This is a genomic window from Colwellia sp. SU-HH01172 (assembly GCF_057553355.1).
In genome coordinates this window covers 37,457-54,020 of record NZ_BAAJMB010000010.1, presented here as the reverse complement: position 1 = coordinate 54,020, position 16,564 = coordinate 37,457, and the positions used below count along the sequence as shown (strand labels likewise).

The window sequence follows — 16,564 nt, the reverse complement described above, 5'->3', positions numbered from 1 at the left end:
CAGTATCGTAACATTGCAGCTCAAGCGGTTTGGAATTCGTTTAATTTGGTTTTAAGTTCTTCATTCGATTTAGTTAATATGGCGATATCTGCCATGGCTAAATCCAATTCTGCTTGTAGCGCAAGCCGTTCGCTAATAGCGGCAGTTTTATCTGACTGGGCTTGTGCTTCAGACTCCTTTACTCTCGCTAGTTTCACTTTAGTTTCTTCCAATAAATCGAGTAAGCGAACAACGTCTTTGTTTTCCGTAAAAATTTGGTCGCCGCCTATTTTTTTTTCAATAGGCTCGTCTGCTTCAATAAACTCATTGGTTTTGCTAGCAAAATAAAGATACGTTAAACGCAAGCTGAAAAATAAAACAGTTAAAAACAGTACCGCAATATATTGATGAGTGTTTTCTGACAATGCAGTATTTAACCTTTCACTAAAGCCACCTTCTTGCAACATTAAGCTGATAAAGAACTGGTTGTGCCAAAACAGTGAAATTAATAGATAAATCAGAATAAAGTTTGGTGCTTTATTTTGTGAGCGATTAAAAACGAGAATTGATTTTAAAAACTTTGAAGACATAAAAATCCTTTTTTATACGGAGCAGATTCAAATAAAATACTATTTTTCAGATAGTTTACAACAATCTAAAAACAAATAAAGCAAAGCTTTTAAATGCGATATCTCGTATAGAAAAGCTATAACTTCAAAGTTTTACTGGATAAATCACCAATACTACTGCGCTACAAAATCATCTTCACGTAACTTAGCTGTGCCGTCGCTTTGTATAACCCATAGCTCATTGGTGATAATGCCGGCGGCTTTATTCATTTTCCAGCCTGACTTTAATACCGCGCTGTTGTCATCGAGCACTTCAATGCTTGGCTCAACATAGTCAACATCTGAAAAACCATCAGCAATAAGTTGCTGCCAAAATGCTTGAATGGCTTCTCGGCCTTTAAATTGTCCAAATGGCATGGCATTCATTACCGCATCAACTTCGTATTGCGCCGCACAACCTACATAGTCACCACGGTTAAAGGCCGCTTTCCATCTAGCACTTGCCTCGTTAACTGCTTGTAATACGTGTGCTTGCGCTGGTTGTGAAACTTGTTTTTGCCCTGTTTTTTGCTCAGTCATGTTTAGCTCCTAGCTTTTTCGATTAGCTTAATACTTGGTTAGTGGGTGATATTATGCAAAACTTGCACAACTCATACCTATGGCGTAACTGACATAAAACGGTTTAATAATGACAAAACAAATCCATATTGCGCTAATTGATTACCCGCAAGCACTGCAAAGTGCCGTGCATGGTTTAACTGAACTATTTACCATGGCGAACAAAATTGCCAATCAGCAGCAGTTAGATAGCACTTTTGTCATTCACCTTATTCAGCATGAGCAACTTAATACTCAGTTTGATACTATCGCCAGCCAACATTTTGAACTTGTTATTTTGCCGCCAAATTCTAATGAAGCCTACTTTCAACAGCCACCTGTAGAACTACTATCACTGCTAAAAACCAGCCATCATTCAGGGGCAATATTGTGCTCGGCATGCGCCAGCGCTTTTACCTTGGCGCATACGGGTTTACTTGATAACCGCACGGCAACTACTCATTGGCAGTTAGCGGAACAGTTTTCCGACACTTTTCCAAAAGTGAAATTAAATATAGAAAGCTTATTAATAAACGACGGTGATATTATTTGTGCTGGTGGGCTAATGTCGTGGCTAGATTTAGGGCTAGAGCTAGTTGCACAATTTATGAAGCCGCATATTATGCGCAAACTAGGTAAGCTACTGATTGTTGATACTGGTAAGCGAGAACAACGTTACTATGGCAGTTTTACGCCGTCATTTAGTCATGGCAACCAAGCGATACTTAACGTGCAGCATTATCTACAAGCCAACTTTTCACAGCCAATCACCATTAGCAAATTGGCAGAAATTGCCATATTAAGTGAACGCACTTTTTTACGACACTTTACCAGCGCAACCTCACTCAAGCCAATGCAATACATTCAACGCCTGCGCGTACAAAAAGCCTGTGAGTTATTAGAAACCAGCAAACAAAGTTTTGAACAAATATCTGCCAACGTCGGTTACGACGACGTCAACAGTTTACGCAAAGTGTTTATTAAAGTAATTGGCCTTAGCCCAAGTGCCTTTAAAGCGCGGTTTGTTTAGACGCTATTGAATGGTTTACTTAATAAACCTAATGCTAAGAGGATAAACCCATAATTGGTTATCATTAGCCTTAATAGCGGCAATGATTGCAAAGATGAAATTAAGTATTGCCAATACAATTAGGCCAATTATCCCTATAAATATAAAAGCTAAAACCCCACACACGATAGAGTATATAAACAGGCTAATTAGCCAATTAAGTGTTGTTTTTCCGTGTTGGTCTATACTTTCATGTTTGTCTTTATTCGTTGCCCACATAACGATAGGTAAAATAAAGCCTAACCCTGGAATAATGATACTAGACAATTGACTTAAGTGAATCATCATACAGTAGGTATTTAGGGGCATTCCCCAATATTCTTCTCTATTTTCAGACATATAACTATCCTTGTAATTATTAAAGCACAATCGTTTATTATGCAGACTTCTGAGCAATACTCAACACAGAACTGAAGACCTTTTAATTTTTACTACTACCTTAAGCGCAAGGGTTTAAAGGCAAGTTTATTTCCAGCTACAACAAAACAGCTAAACACAAAAAAGCCAACGACATTACTCGTTGGCTTTGATCATTTTAATTGCTCAATAGTTTTACAGTAGCAATTAGTGTTTTTTGTGTAAACGCTCTGGATATACCGCTTCTAGTTTTAAGGTTACATCGTCATAAAAACGTTCGCCACGCACGCGAATTCGCCATTTACCCGGTTCAGGGTTGATAAATTCACAAACTTCTTCGTTACCTTCTAAACGTGGCGCACAGTCAAACTTTCTTCTGTTTGGCTTTTTACCATGTCGCACGTAAAGGTCGGCTTCACCAATACCGCCAGTTATCGTAGCTTTAAAGCTAACTGCTCCTTTGGGTACGCGGAAACGGAATGTTTTCCAACGTGCTCTTGGGCCTAAACCTTCTTTAATTTTGCTTTTGGTTAGCATTGGTGTTTCACCGTTGAATTCCATTACCACAGGGTCATGGTCAGAAGCGCGGTAAGCGTCACTATTATACATAGTGTGCACTTGCTCTTCGTTTTTGTATTCCGTGTTGTAGTCAAGAATTAAGGGTTCGTCAGCGTTAATGTGCCATTCGGTTAAATCAACCGCTTTCTCAGCTAATGAAGCTGATGCGAGCGCGTGATCTAAAGTACCAATTTCACCACGGTAGGCGTAAGAATAAGCCATGTCACCAACAAATTTCTGCGCTAAGTTAGTGTAACCTGCGTTTTCAAGTGTGGTTACTGGGTCTTCTTTGCTGTAAGCGTTTAAGTCACCAATAATTAATACATCTTCGTCTTCAACACCGGTTGGCGATTGTGCTAACCATGCGGTAATAGCTTCTGCTGCTTGTACACGACGTAAGTTATAACAGCCTTGGCCGTCTAACTTGTCTTCGTTTTCAACACCACCGCTACTAGAACAACCTTTCGAACGGAAATGGTTGATTGCGACAGTTAGTCGCTCACCGGTTTCTGTGGCTCTAAACGTTTGCACCATTGGCGGACGGTTATGGTATTCAAACGGGAAGTCAGTTAAATACGCAGTAGTACCAAATTCGGTAACAGCTAAGTCGTTGTAGATCATCGCCACTTTAATGCTGTCGCCACCTAATAATTCAATACCTGTTTCTGGATCAGCGGCAATATGCGGATTAACAAAGCTGTAGTGAACACCGGCTGGTGCCACGGCATTTAAACCGTTCACTAAGTCTTGAATTGCACTGTGCTCACCAAAGCCATCATTTTCTACTTCCAGTAAACCAATAATGTCGGCTTCAATGGTAGAAATTGCGCTAATAACTTTGTTACGTTGGCGTTCAAATTCTTCTGCAGTGTCGGCGCCGCGAGACGTTGGGAAGCCACCGCCAATGCCGTCGCCATTGAAGTAGTTTAAGACGTTGAAGCTGGCAATACGTAAGTTACCTTCTACTAGCTCTGGCTCTGCCGTTCTGGCATTAGTATCAGTAAAACTTGGCTCTTGGGTCGGAATAATTCGGTATTTGCCAAAGCTGTAATCCACTACACCTTCAAGATTATCAACCGAGTCACCCATACGTAGGGTGTTGTCAGCCGATAAACCGCCAGTTGGGTAAATAACCTCATCAGGGTTTGAACCATTCATTCCGTCATCAAGGGTAATGCTATTTAGCGCATTGGTTGCCGCTAATGCTGTGTATTCAGCTGAGCCTGGAAGGTGAATGTTAGTTGGTACGTAAACACGACCTTTTGATAAGCCAACTTCGCCGTAACGACCTAAGCTGTAATTGTCGGTTACCATTAAGGTATCTTCAACATAAACTAACATGCCTTCGATGCTTTCACGTGCTTCACTTGAGCTAAACGGTAAGCTTAAAGTCGTTGCGGCAACACTGTCGACGCCACAATCAAGAAACGCTTCGCTTAAGTTAAGTTGAGTTTTTCCGTAGCTTTCAGAAATGCTACCAATAGCACGTACTACGCTACCTTGAACTGGATATTCGTCGTTTGATACTGCAACGAAGATACCTTCAGAACTTAGGCTGTCGGCGTCTTGGTCCATATCTTCTTCTTGTACGAAGAAACCATTCAATGCTGGGAATGAGGCAGTAACGACACCTTCAATTATATGTACTTCACCAACCACAGGAGAAGTAAAGCCTGTACCTTGCACAGCACTAATGAAAGTTGCCGGGTCAGCACACTCACCGATTAAACTGATTGGATCGCCGCCACCTGAACTTTCATGTTCGCCAATGTTATCGAAAGTGTTATTAGCAAAACCTTCCCACTCAAGCGATGGGTCGAATTCGTCATCAATAATCGTATCACCGGCAGTTACTGCTGCTTTACGCACTAAGGTATTGTCTTTAGTGCTGGTTAAGTCACTACCCCATTGTGAACCTGGGTCAACGCCAACTTGGCCAATTGAGTCGACTACTTCACCATTTTTATAAAGTACGTAAGCGTCATCACCGTTGTGACTAAGAGAGCCGGTAACTTGGTCGGCAACATCAAGAATGGCACTGTCGGCACTTGTGTTAGCAATAACATAAACACTGTTGCCAGCAATGATGCCGTCAAGGGTGATCATGTTGCCGCTAGTGTTACCGTTAGTGAATAAACCAAGCTGATAGTTTTCAGCCGCTAGGTCAACCTCAGACGGTGAAGGATTGTAAAATTCTAACGCTTTGTTAAAACTGCTACCTTCAATATATTCTGAGATAAAAATTTCAGGGTTAATGATGGTGTGCAAACCTAAGTCTGAAAAGTCATCTTTACCTGTGCCGGTCCATTCTTGTGCTGGGTCGAAATTATCATTAATGATGGTGTCGCCACTAACAACGGTTTCATTACGACGTAAAGTGTTGTCTTTGGTGGTGCTGGTATCGCTGCCCCATGCTGAGCCTGGATCTTCACCAACATTACCAAATGAGTCAACGACTTCGTCATTTTTGTAAAGTACATAAGCATCATCACCGTTATGACTTAGTGAGCCACTTAATTGATCAGCTAAGTCGGTTACTGCTGTCGACGCTTGGCTATTGGCAATAACAAAGGTGCCATTAGCAGCAATGGTGCCGGTTAAGCTGATCATAGATGGCGTGGTGCCACCATTACTGAAACGACCTAACTGGTAGTTGTCTGCTGACAAATCAATGTCAGTGTTTGATGGGTTAAATATTTCAAGGGCTTTGTTAAAGCTACTACCTTCAATGTACTCAGAAATAAACAATCCGCTTGATGAACTGCCGCCGTTATCGCCGCCACCATTATCACCACCGCCGTTGTCTCCGCCGCCATTGTCGCCGCCACCGTTATCGCCACCACCATTGTCACCATCGCCAGAACATGCTTCGGCGCTATATAGCAGTTCGACCCATTCTGGGTGATCAATAAACGGGTTACGGTTACCTTGGAATTCGTAAATTCTGCGGTTTCTTTCTTGTTCAGTGGCATCTACTGGATCGGCATTATGCCATTCAAGTAAACGGCATAAACGACCAAGTGCCGCTTCGCTAGTTGATGTTAAACGGTCAACCACTTCCAAATCTGGCGTTGCGTCAAAGCCTTCATAACGGGTATCCATATAAAAGATCATGCGGGCAGCGTCGCCTTTTACTGAATCACGCGGCTCGAATGAGTCACTGTCAACTCGGTTAGCAGGTGCTTCGCTTAACGGCGAGTCACTGTTATCAAAATCTAAGTTGCCACGTGACGAATTGATCGAAATGTCTGTAGGTCTTAAATGATGAATATCTGTGTATGCTTCTAAGCTAGAGCTAGAGAAACCATGGCTTTTAGGCCATACGTGTTCACGGTTCCAGTTGTCTTGATTGGTGCTTTGTGAGCCACTGCCATTCGACATTTTAGCGAGAGATATGCCGCTATAAAGTAAAATAACATTATCGGTATTGTTCGGGTCTTCATCAGTTTTTGTTAAGGCAGTCCAAACCTCAGAATAGGTTAAGTTCCTGTGATTTGCTGTGATCGCGGCAGTGATATTCTCTTTAATCGTCACGGCAGATGAATTACTGCTAATCGCAGCAATGGCGTCAGCATAATACTCGGCGTCATTAAAGGTATCAGCGTCGGCTATTTGGTCTAAAGGGGGGCAGTTAAAACAGGCATCTATTATGGTATCTGCATACGTACTTCCAGCAAATAACGATAATGAGAGCGCAACAGTTCTCAATTTCATTTTGATTTCCTCAGCAGTTTATTTTTTACTTGGGTTGTTGAGCAATGTGGCATCGTTACGTGACAAAAAGATTACATAACGGGCACTATTTAAATTTTTTTATAATTTTAATTTACATTTTTGCAACAACTAATTTCTCACAAGCTGACCTTCTGGTCAAATATCAATCAGAAATATAAACCGCCAAAATTAGCATTTATAAGTATTAAATTAAGCTATCAAGCAATCACACATAACCATTTGAAAAGTTTTTTAGATTAAAAAAGTGAAGTGAAAATATTGTTGGGAAGGAGCCGCAAATTTATTAAATAAAATTGACAAAAAAAATCGAAATGAAACTTGAAAATATAATTGTACTAACAGTCAATAAATCAATCGAAATAACGCGTATTAAGGAACACTTATATTAGGCAGCAACCGCAGTATTTACCTTTCCTGACAACAACTAAAGAACAAGAATAAAAGTCGGTATATATTATCCTAGAGAAACTATATTGCAGATAATGCACCTAAAATTTATTTAATTTGGAATATGTCGTTTATTTCAAATAACAACTCAACCTATTTTTTAGGCATTTTGTCGCATTTTAGTTCTTCAGTTACATTTCCCCAGTCGGAGAAATGTTATAAAGGATGGTTATTAAGTTTACCTTTTAATACTTCATTCGACTTTAACGTATCAGGGAAAATATGAAATATTCAATTAAGTCAGTCTTACTTTGCTTATGTGTTGCTGCCAGTGGCTCAGCCTTGGCAAAAAGCAGCATTAGCGACGACAAATTTCGCCAGTTAGAGGAGAATTTACCGACGCCAAATACTTACCGCACAGCGTCAGGGGCTCCGGGCCATCAATATTGGCAACAAGATGTCGATTATAAAATCGACATTACGCTAAATGACGAAAAGCAAACCTTGTCGGGTAGTGAAACCATTGACTACACCAACAACTCTCCCGATACCTTGCGCTATTTATGGTTTCAATTAGATCAAAATAAATTAGCAGAAAATGCCAGTTCAAAAACTACTCGTACTGCGCCGAAAAAGAAAATAACTTATAGCGGCTTGCGCAACGCTATTGAGTCTGACACTTTCAAAGGTGGTTACGACATTACTAAAGTTACTGGTGCAAACGGTCAAGCCTTAAACTATATAATTAATGGCACTATGATGCGCATTGATTTACCAAAATCACTTAAGTCTGGTGATAGTGTTGAATTAAACATTAATTGGAATTACCAACTGCACGAGCAAAAAGTGTTAGGTGGTCGTTCAGGTTATGAATACTTTAAAAAAGATAAAAACTATCTTTACGAAATTGCCAGCTGGTTCCCACGTGCAGCAGCCTACTACGACGTAATGGGTTGGCAAAATAAACAATTTATTGGTAGCGGTGAGTTTACCTTAGAATTTGGTGACTATGACGTTAGCATTACCGTACCGGCTGATCATGTTGTAGCGGCAACCGGGGTTTTACAAAACCCGAAAGAAGTATTAAGCAAAACTCAGCGTAAGCGCTTAGAGAAAGCCAAAAAGGCTGATAAGCCCGTATTAGTAATTACGCCTGCAGAAGCACTTGAAAACGAGAAGTCTCGCTCAACAAAAACCAAAACATGGCAATTTAAAGCGAAAAATGTGCGTGACTTCGCCTTTGCTTCAAGTCGTAAATTCATTTGGGATGCACAAGGCTATAAAGGCGGCAAAACCGACACTATGGCGATGTCTTACTACCCGAAAGAAGGTAACCCGTTATGGGAAAAGTACTCTACTGAAGCCATTATCCACACCATGGAGCAATATAATAAGTATACCTTTGATTACCCATACCCGGTGTCAATTTCAGTCAACGGCCCAGTGGGTGGCATGGAATACCCGATGATCACCTTCAATGGTCCGCGCCCAACGTTAGACAAGAAAACCGGTGAGAAAACTTATTCTCGTGCGACTAAATACGGCTTAATCGGCGTTATTATTCATGAAGTGGGCCATAATTATTTCCCAATGATTGTCAACTCTGATGAGCGTCAATGGACGTGGATGGATGAAGGTTTAAATACTTTCCTACAATTTGTTGCTGAGCAAGCGTGGGAAGAAAATTATCCTTCTCGCCGCGGTGATGCTGCCAATATTACCAGTTACATGAAAAGTAATAACCAAGTGCCTATTATGACTAACTCAGAGTCAATTTTGCAATTTGGTAACAATGCTTACGGTAAGCCAGCAACGGCATTAAATATTTTGCGCGAAACCATTATGGGCCGTGAGTTATTTGATTTTGCTTTTCGAGAATATGCACAACGTTGGAAATTTAAACGCCCGACTCCAGCTGATTTTTTCCGCACCATGGAAGATGCATCAGGTGTCGATCTAGACTGGTTCTGGCGTGGTTGGTTCTACACTACAGATCATGTTGATATTGCCTTAGGTAATATTCACTTGTACCGCCCGAATAGCCAAAACCCAGATACAGAAGAAGCGTGGGAACGTGCACTAGATAACGAGAAACCAGAGTTTATTAGTGACATTCGTAATAAGGGGCATTGGGTTCGCACCCAAGACAAACCCGAGTTGTTAGATTTTTACAACGAGCACGACAAATTTACCGCAACCAACAAAGCACGCAATAAATATAACGCGAGCAACAAAAAGCTAGAGCAATGGCAAAAAGACTTACTTTTAGACGAAAGAAACTTCTACATTGTTGATTTCGAAAACAAAGGCGGCTTAGTAATGCCGATAATTTTAGACTTAACCTTTGCTGACAACACAGTTGAGCGTGTAACGCTTCCTGCTGAAATTTGGCGTCGTAATAGCAAGAAAGTGTCTAAACTACTTATTCGTGATAAAGAAATTACCGCCATTGCTGTTGATCCTAATTGGGAAACCGCTGACGTAGACGTAAATAACAACTACTGGCCAGCACGCCCAATTAAGTCACGCTTTGACCTTTACAAGCGTAAGAAAAAAGACATGATGCGTGACTACAAGGTTAAATTGAAAAGTGCTGATGACAAAGACACTGACGCAAAGGCAAAAGATAAGGCTGAGCAAGAGTAATGTTATCAACCCTAGCTAAACGCTTTTTAGTTTTGCTATTGTGTGGGCTAGCCGCGAATGCGCTTGCCCACCGTTACTTTTTTAGCATTACTGATTTAGCCATAAATGAACAAAGCCAGTCGATAGAAGTTATTCACCAAATAACCGCACACGACATTGAAAATGCGATTGCAGAAGCAAAACAAATTCATTTCTCAGTTGCTCATGCTGATTACGAAAACTATATTCAGCAATACGTTGAAGAGCATTTTCAACTTCATTATCATGAGCAGGCGATACCACTACGCTGGATCGGGCTTGAAATAAACAAAGGTAATATTTTAATTTATCAAGAAGGTCCGTTTCAACATTCGCTAATAGGCTTAAAAATAACAAACCGTTTGTTAACTGCTAGTTATCCAAAACAGGTAAATACTGTTAATTTTCATGATAAGACGATAAAAGGTAGCCTAACTTTCAAAAGATCAGTTACTATTAATAAAATAGAAAATAATTATTAGTGCTGGTAGATTTACATTTTGCTCATATACGTGCAAAATCAAATCACTAGTAAAACCAAAAGGTTTTGGAAAACTTCATGAATGTAGAGTTTATTAACCCGTTTTTGTCTTCAATGCTTAATGTTATGTCAACTATGGCACAAATGGAGCTGACACCTGAAAAACCCCGCTTGAAAAAGAATGAAGTGGCGCAAGGTGATGTTTCTGGCTTAATTGGAATGGTGAGTGAGCAAACCAAAGGGTCATTATCTATTACGTTTGAAGGTAAACTAGCTTTAGCGACAATGAAAGGTATGGTTGGCGAAGGCCCTGACGAAATCAACGAAGAAATTACTGATTTAGTCGGCGAAATTACCAATATGGTCACCGGCGGCGCTAAGCGTATGCTAAGTGAAAAAGGTTTTGAGTTTGATATGGCAACACCTATGGTTGTATCAGGTAAAGACCACACCATTAACCATAAAGCCGATGGCCCAATTGTTATTATTCCGTTATCGTCTGAGCATGGTAGAGCCTTTATAGAATTTAGCTTCGATAAATAAGCAAGTTTTATCGCAAGTTAAGCCTCGTTTATTCGGGGCTTTTTTATGTTCATGCCTTTCTCAGACATCCTGTCTTACAAGGCATTAGTGCATCTCGGTAATTGCTCCTGCATTCCACTAATAACTTACATCCATGTAAGAACATGCACATCGAGACAAAAGAGTGACGTTGTTCAGACCCCCTATCCTCTGATATGAAAAATAAACAATACTAATGCTATGATATGAACTTTCCACTTGCAGAGAAGAATATGTGGCAACAAATTGAATTATCAATAAAACCTTATACTCGCGGCTTTCACCTGATCACATCAGAGATTGAACAGGCACTTTCGACACTTCCACCCATTCATTGTGGCCTTTTACACACTTTTATTAAGCACTCTTCAGCGTCACTGACGATTAATGAAAATGCGGACCCAACAGTGCGTGATGATATGGAACGTCATTTTAATAAGTTTGTCCCCGAAAATGCTCCCTACTACCAACATACCTATGAAGGGCCTGACGATATGCCCGCCCATATCAAGGCTAGCACCTTAGGTAGCAACATTAGTGTGCCGATAACAAATGGCAAAATGAACTTAGGAATTTGGCAGGGAATTTATTTAGGTGAACATAGAGATCACGCAGGCTCACGAACCTTAGTATTAACACTTAGCGGAGAATAGTAACTAGCATAAAACGAGTTGATAGGTAATGAGTAAGCACCAACTTATTTAAGCCAGTTGAATATGCACGCGACGAGTTATATTACACAACAACTCATAAGGAATAGTGGTCGCAAACTCAGCCACTTCTTCTACTGGTAAGCCTTTACCCCATAAGGTCGCGAGATCGCCTACTTGCTCGTTACTATCCGTGCCTAAGTCAACGGTGATCATATCCATAGAAACTCGACCAATCAGAGGCACTCGACGACCGTTAATTAACACTGGCGTACCATTAGGAGCATGACGCGGATAGCCGTCACCATATCCGATAGCAACAACACCTATCGTGGTTTTATTTTCGCTTACCCAAGCACCGCCATAGCCAACCGCTTCACCTGCCGCAATTTCACGTATCGCAATTAAACTTGATTGCAAGGTCATCACAGGTAATATGCCGTCAACCTCGATATTGGCAGGCAATGGCGAAACACCATAAAGCATTAGCCCGGGACGAATCCATTGGTAATGACTTTCTGGCCAAGCCAATACACCAGCAGAATTTGCCAAACTTTTTTCTAATGGCATCTTCTCTGTTAGCTGTTCAAATAAGGCAATTTGCTTTGGCGTTGCGGTGTTTTCTTTTTCGTCAGCACAACCTAAATGACTCATCAAGACGATAGGTTGTTGAACATTTTTTGATTGCGTTAAAGCATGATAAAAATGCTCAAGCTGCTCAGGGTTAATGCCTAAGCGGTGCATACCGGTATCAATTTTCAACCACACTTTTAAAGGCTTTTCTAAATCAGCATTAAGTATGGCAGCAAGTTGCTGGCTGTTATGCACTATGGTTTGTAGGTTGTTGACGGCAAGAATATCAATATCTTCTTTGGCAAAAAAGCCTTCAAGTAACACTATCGGCTTAACAATACCTGCCGCTCTTAACGCTAGCGCTTCATCAATGCGGGCAACGCCAAATGCATCAGCATTGGGTAACGCCTTCGCAATACGTTCTAAGCCATGGCCATAGCCATTAGCTTTTAATACCGCTAATACCTTGCTATCAGGAGATAAAGCCTGGATTTGGCGGTAATTGCTACTTAACGCTTTTAAGTCAATTACCGCTGTCGCTGTGCGCAAGGTCATTACTGTTTAGTCTTCTTCAAGCACATGTGGGCCAGCATAATTGTCAAAACGTGAGAACTGACCTTGGAAGGTCAACGGCACACGACCGATAGGTCCGTTACGCTGCTTACCGATAATGATTTCAGCCATACCTTTAAACTCAGAGTCGTCGTGGTAAACCTCGTCGCGATAAATAAACATGATTAAATCGGCATCTTGCTCAATTGAACCCGATTCACGTAAATCTGAGTTAATTGGTCGTTTGTCTGACCTTTGCTCCAAGCCACGGTTTAACTGAGATAAAGCAACAACGGGCACTTCTAATTCTTTCGCTAGTGCTTTTAATGACCGTGAAATTTCGGCAATTTCTAAGGTACGATTGTCAGCAAATTGCGGTGCGCGCATTAACTGCAAGTAATCGATCATGATCAAGCTAATACCGCCGTGATCTCGGGCAATACGACGTGCTCTTGAGCGCACATCAGTCGGTGTTAAACCGGCCGCGTCATCGATAAACATTTTGCCTTTTTCCATCAACAAGCCCATGGTTGATGATAAACGCGCCCAATCTTCATCTTCTAACTGACCGGTACGAATTTTAGTTTGGTCAATACGACCCAATGAGGCTAGCATCCTCATCATGATTTGTTCTGACGGCATCTCTAAACTAAAAATAAGCGCCGGCTTATCTTCAGTCATCGCCGCATGTTCGGCCAAGTTCATGGCAAAGGTGGTTTTACCCATTGATGGACGAGCGGCAACAATAATTAAGTCAGACTTTTGTAGGCCTGCGGTCATTTTATCTAAATCGGTATAACCACTAGATACCCCAGTAACACCGCCGGTTGGCGCTGAACACAGTTTTTCGATACGATCGACCGTTTTCTCTAGCACTGAGCTGATGTTTTCAGGGCCTTCAGATTTATTGGCTCGTTGTTCGGCAATGGCAAACACTTTGGTTTCGGCAAAATCAAGCAAGTCAGCACTGGTGCGCCCTTGCGGATCGTAACCCGCTTCGGCAATTTCATTGGCAACGCTGATCATCTCACGCGTTACTGCGCGTTCGCGAACAATATCGGCATAAGCAGTAATGTTGGCAGCACTTGGCGTGTTTTTCATCATCTCGGCAAGATAAACAAAACCACCAGCATCTTCTAACTTTTGATCGTTTTCCAAGGCTTCCGATAAAGTGATCAGATCAACCGGCTCACCTAACTCGATTAAGTTACCGATAGTTTCATAAGTGATACGATGTGAACGACTGTAAAAGTCTTGCGCTACCACGCGCTCACCAACTCTATCCCAGGTTTCATTGTCTAACAATAAACCACCGAGAACCGACTGCTCAGCCTCCAACGAATGTGGCGGAACTTTAAGTTCATCAATTTGTTTATCACGAGGAAACTGGTTATTTTTACTAAACTTGGCTGGCTTTCGATCGGCCATATTACACCCTAAACGCTTGGCGATAATCTCTACTTATTGACGTAATTGTATCAGCAACGAGTATTAAAAAATTATTCGAAAATAAAGAGAGCTAATGTAGCAGAAATTGCCATTAAGCAAAATGATAGATTGAAAAGAAATATTATTGAGGCGGTAAAATAATGGCGTTGATAGAAAAGCTTGGTGTTAGCCTGAATATTCACTAAACGCCTGCGAAGATGGGCGCTGACGTTTAGTGTTTCTGATGCTTTAGGCCATTATTTAACTTCGATATGTCCACTTACTGTGCTTGCACGCACTGAGCTGCTGCCATTACCCGTTTCAAACGATAATTTAGAACTAGGGCCATATTTAGCACGCTTTGCTTTGGCAGATGTTAAACGGTTAACAATGTCGCCACCGGCATTGGTTTTTAAATTAAAGCTGGCTTGTACGTCATTTTTAAAATCAACTTCCAAGCTGCCACTGACGCTCGACATTTTAAGTAAGCCGTTATCATTTAAAGACAAGTCGCCAGTAAAACTACCACTTACCGTTGAAACGATCAGTTCATCAATTTTCGCTAAGTGTAAATCTATGTCACCCGACACTGACTTAGCGGAAATTTCATTGGCACTAGAGCTTGAATTAAGACTACCACTTACGGTTTTAAAATGTGCGCGACCATCTGAATTTCGATCTTCAATATCACCACTCACCGATGAAAGACGCAGCTTACCTGATAAGTTTCTGCTGTCGATATCGCCACTTACAGTAGTTAATTCAACCTGTTGCAATAAGTCTTTTGCTTTGACATCGCCACTTACCGTTTGAATTTCAGCACCGTGAGTAAAATTATTGATATCAATATTTGAAGAGACACCTTTAAAGCTCACTCGCACATGTTTGGGAAGTTCGATGGTTAAATTCGAGCCATCAGCCCCCCAACCATTATGATTATTGTGCGGTATTTCAACTTTAATAATGATGCGTGAACCTGATTTTTCAAAAGTTAGCCCTTCAGCTTTATCGTCTAGTTCACCAACAACAGAAACAGTATCACCATTATTGCCAGATACTTTCACTTCACCACGCAAGTTTTCAATCGTGACACTTTTAGCGTTGCCTAAAGACATTGATTCATCAACTTGCTCACCAGCCATTGTTGGCATCGCGCTCGCAAGCAATAGCAGTGGTAAATAATTACGTAAGTTTCCCATATAAACCTCTTAAATTCGTATTTTATAACAACTAAATAACGACTATATTGTTTGCCACTGTGGACTATATAATTGCTTTAGTAAATCTAACTCTTGCTTCTGTGTCCAGCGTAATAGATTTAACAAGTCACTATTATTAGGATCATCAACCAGCGCTTTGCTAATTGTTTTTTGTGCAGAACTCAACTTAGTCAATTCAGCCTGCATGGCATCAGGTAGTTCGCTAACATTTGGCGTACCAAAGCTCACTAACATGGTTTGTTTTTGTTGTTCAAAGTCTCGCTGCATCTCAGCAACTAAATTTATTGGCTGTTGGCCACTGTCTGTTTGCGGCCCTAACGTTACCCATGTTAGTAGTACAGCGGCTACCACTGATGCTGCCCATGCTGTCGGCATAAAGACTTTCGTATTTTGACTTGGCTTTGCTGCTTGGGCATTTTGGTTGATAGCCTTTTCAATACCTGACCATAAATCACGCTCTGGCGTCATTTCTTGCGGCAATTCTGCAATGGCGTCTCGCAAGTTTTGTTCTGCTTTTTTACTTTCGGTCATTGTCTGTTTCATATTTTACTCACTTAACGACTCGCGTAATAAACCCTTTGCTCGATGATATTGCGATTTACTTGAGCCGACTGCCATGCCTAACATTTTCGCAATTTCTTCATGACGATAGCCTTCAATAGCAAACAAAACAAAAACCTGTCTTGCTCTTTCCGGTAACGTTTGGATCTTTTTATCTAAGTTCGAGAGCTCAGGCATTTCTACCGTAATGTCCTCTGCAACTTGCTCTTCAATACTAAAGATACGTTGGATCCAAGTTTTATTCTTACGAATGTGTCCTAAGACAATATTAGTTGCGACACTATGCAACCAAGTTGAAAACTTACTTTCGCCACGGAAATTATTTATTTTTTGCCACAATTGCACAAACACTTCCTGACACACATCTTCAGCACTGTCTTTATCCGCCATCATACGCCAGCACAGCGCATAAATTCGACGATGATAATTTTCATATAAGTGGTGAAATGCCTGCTGATCCCCCTGTTGAGCTTGCGCTATCCATTGTGACTCAACATCTGGACTAAAACGTTCATGGGCATCAATAATTTTTAACTTATCCAAAAAGTAAATTCTCGATGTTTAGCTTAATTATTAGGTTAGATGCAGTATGCCGTAAAAGGGTTTAAAGGAAAGTAAAAATA

14 protein-coding genes are annotated in these 16,564 nt (G+C 41.0%); 5 read left to right on the top strand and 9 right to left on the bottom strand.

Annotation, left to right across the window (positions count from 1 at the left end):
* Positions 1-20 precede the first annotated feature (20 nt).
* A complete protein-coding gene (locus AC27JP_RS19785; protein ID WP_487117661.1) occupies positions 21-569 on the bottom strand; it encodes a hypothetical protein in 549 nt (182 codons plus the stop codon).
* Positions 570-722: 153 nt separating this feature from the next.
* The gene (locus AC27JP_RS19780) at positions 723-1,127 is read right to left on the bottom strand and encodes a YybH family protein (RefSeq protein WP_487117660.1); all 405 of its coding nucleotides are present in this window, start codon (positions 1,125-1,127) and stop codon (positions 723-725) included.
* Between the two features lie 109 nt (positions 1,128-1,236).
* On the opposite strand from AC27JP_RS19780, the gene AC27JP_RS19775 reads away from it, so the two are divergent.
* Positions 1,237-2,175 carry a GlxA family transcriptional regulator gene (locus tag AC27JP_RS19775; RefSeq protein ID WP_487117659.1) on the top strand — a complete coding sequence of 313 codons (939 nt, stop codon included), beginning with the start codon at positions 1,237-1,239 and terminating at the stop codon, positions 2,173-2,175.
* Between the two features lie 15 nt (positions 2,176-2,190).
* Here the strand turns inward: AC27JP_RS19775 and AC27JP_RS19770 are convergent, their stop codons facing one another.
* On the bottom strand, positions 2,191-2,553 hold the full coding sequence (locus AC27JP_RS19770; RefSeq protein WP_487117658.1) for a DUF4870 domain-containing protein: 363 nt from the start codon (positions 2,551-2,553) through the stop codon (positions 2,191-2,193).
* Positions 2,554-2,778: 225 nt separating this feature from the next.
* Positions 2,779-6,843 (bottom strand): ExeM/NucH family extracellular endonuclease, encoded by a 4,065-nt coding sequence (locus AC27JP_RS19765; protein ID WP_487117657.1) that lies wholly within the window; start codon positions 6,841-6,843, stop codon positions 2,779-2,781.
* Between the two features lie 690 nt (positions 6,844-7,533).
* On the opposite strand from AC27JP_RS19765, the gene AC27JP_RS19760 reads away from it, so the two are divergent.
* From AC27JP_RS19760 to AC27JP_RS19745, 4 genes are all read left to right on the top strand, one after another.
* Positions 7,534-9,897, top strand: a complete 2,364-nt coding sequence (locus AC27JP_RS19760) for a M1 family metallopeptidase (protein WP_487117656.1) — start codon at positions 7,534-7,536, stop codon at positions 9,895-9,897.
* The gene (locus AC27JP_RS19755) at positions 9,897-10,397 is read left to right on the top strand and encodes a DUF6702 family protein (protein WP_487117655.1); all 501 of its coding nucleotides are present in this window, start codon (positions 9,897-9,899) and stop codon (positions 10,395-10,397) included. The genes AC27JP_RS19760 and AC27JP_RS19755 overlap by 1 nt, the downstream gene beginning before the upstream one ends.
* 77 nt (positions 10,398-10,474) lie before the next feature.
* Positions 10,475-10,939 (top strand): chemotaxis protein CheX, encoded by a 465-nt coding sequence (locus AC27JP_RS19750; RefSeq protein ID WP_487117654.1) that lies wholly within the window; start codon positions 10,475-10,477, stop codon positions 10,937-10,939.
* 251 nt (positions 10,940-11,190) lie between these two features.
* Positions 11,191-11,610 (top strand): secondary thiamine-phosphate synthase enzyme YjbQ, encoded by a 420-nt coding sequence (locus tag AC27JP_RS19745; RefSeq protein ID WP_487117726.1) that lies wholly within the window; start codon positions 11,191-11,193, stop codon positions 11,608-11,610.
* A gap of 48 nt (positions 11,611-11,658) precedes the next feature.
* Here the strand turns inward: AC27JP_RS19745 and alr are convergent, their stop codons facing one another.
* The 5 genes from alr to AC27JP_RS19720 form a co-directional block, all read right to left on the bottom strand.
* Positions 11,659-12,729: an alanine racemase gene (gene alr, locus AC27JP_RS19740; protein WP_487117725.1), complete on the bottom strand. Its 1,071-nt coding sequence runs from the start codon at positions 12,727-12,729 to the stop codon at positions 11,659-11,661.
* Between the two features lie 12 nt (positions 12,730-12,741).
* The gene (dnaB, locus tag AC27JP_RS19735; RefSeq protein ID WP_487117653.1) at positions 12,742-14,160 is read right to left on the bottom strand and encodes a replicative DNA helicase; all 1,419 of its coding nucleotides are present in this window, start codon (positions 14,158-14,160) and stop codon (positions 12,742-12,744) included.
* Positions 14,161-14,417: 257 nt separating this feature from the next.
* Positions 14,418-15,359 (bottom strand): DUF4097 family beta strand repeat-containing protein, encoded by a 942-nt coding sequence (locus AC27JP_RS19730; RefSeq protein ID WP_487117652.1) that lies wholly within the window; start codon positions 15,357-15,359, stop codon positions 14,418-14,420.
* A 42-nt stretch (positions 15,360-15,401) separates the two neighbouring features.
* Positions 15,402-15,923, bottom strand: coding sequence for a hypothetical protein (locus AC27JP_RS19725; protein WP_487117651.1), 522 nt, complete (start codon positions 15,921-15,923; stop codon positions 15,402-15,404).
* Positions 15,924-15,926: 3 nt separating this feature from the next.
* Positions 15,927-16,484 carry an RNA polymerase sigma factor gene (locus AC27JP_RS19720; RefSeq protein ID WP_487117650.1) on the bottom strand — a complete coding sequence of 186 codons (558 nt, stop codon included), beginning with the start codon at positions 16,482-16,484 and terminating at the stop codon, positions 15,927-15,929.
* Positions 16,485-16,564 lie beyond the last annotated feature (80 nt).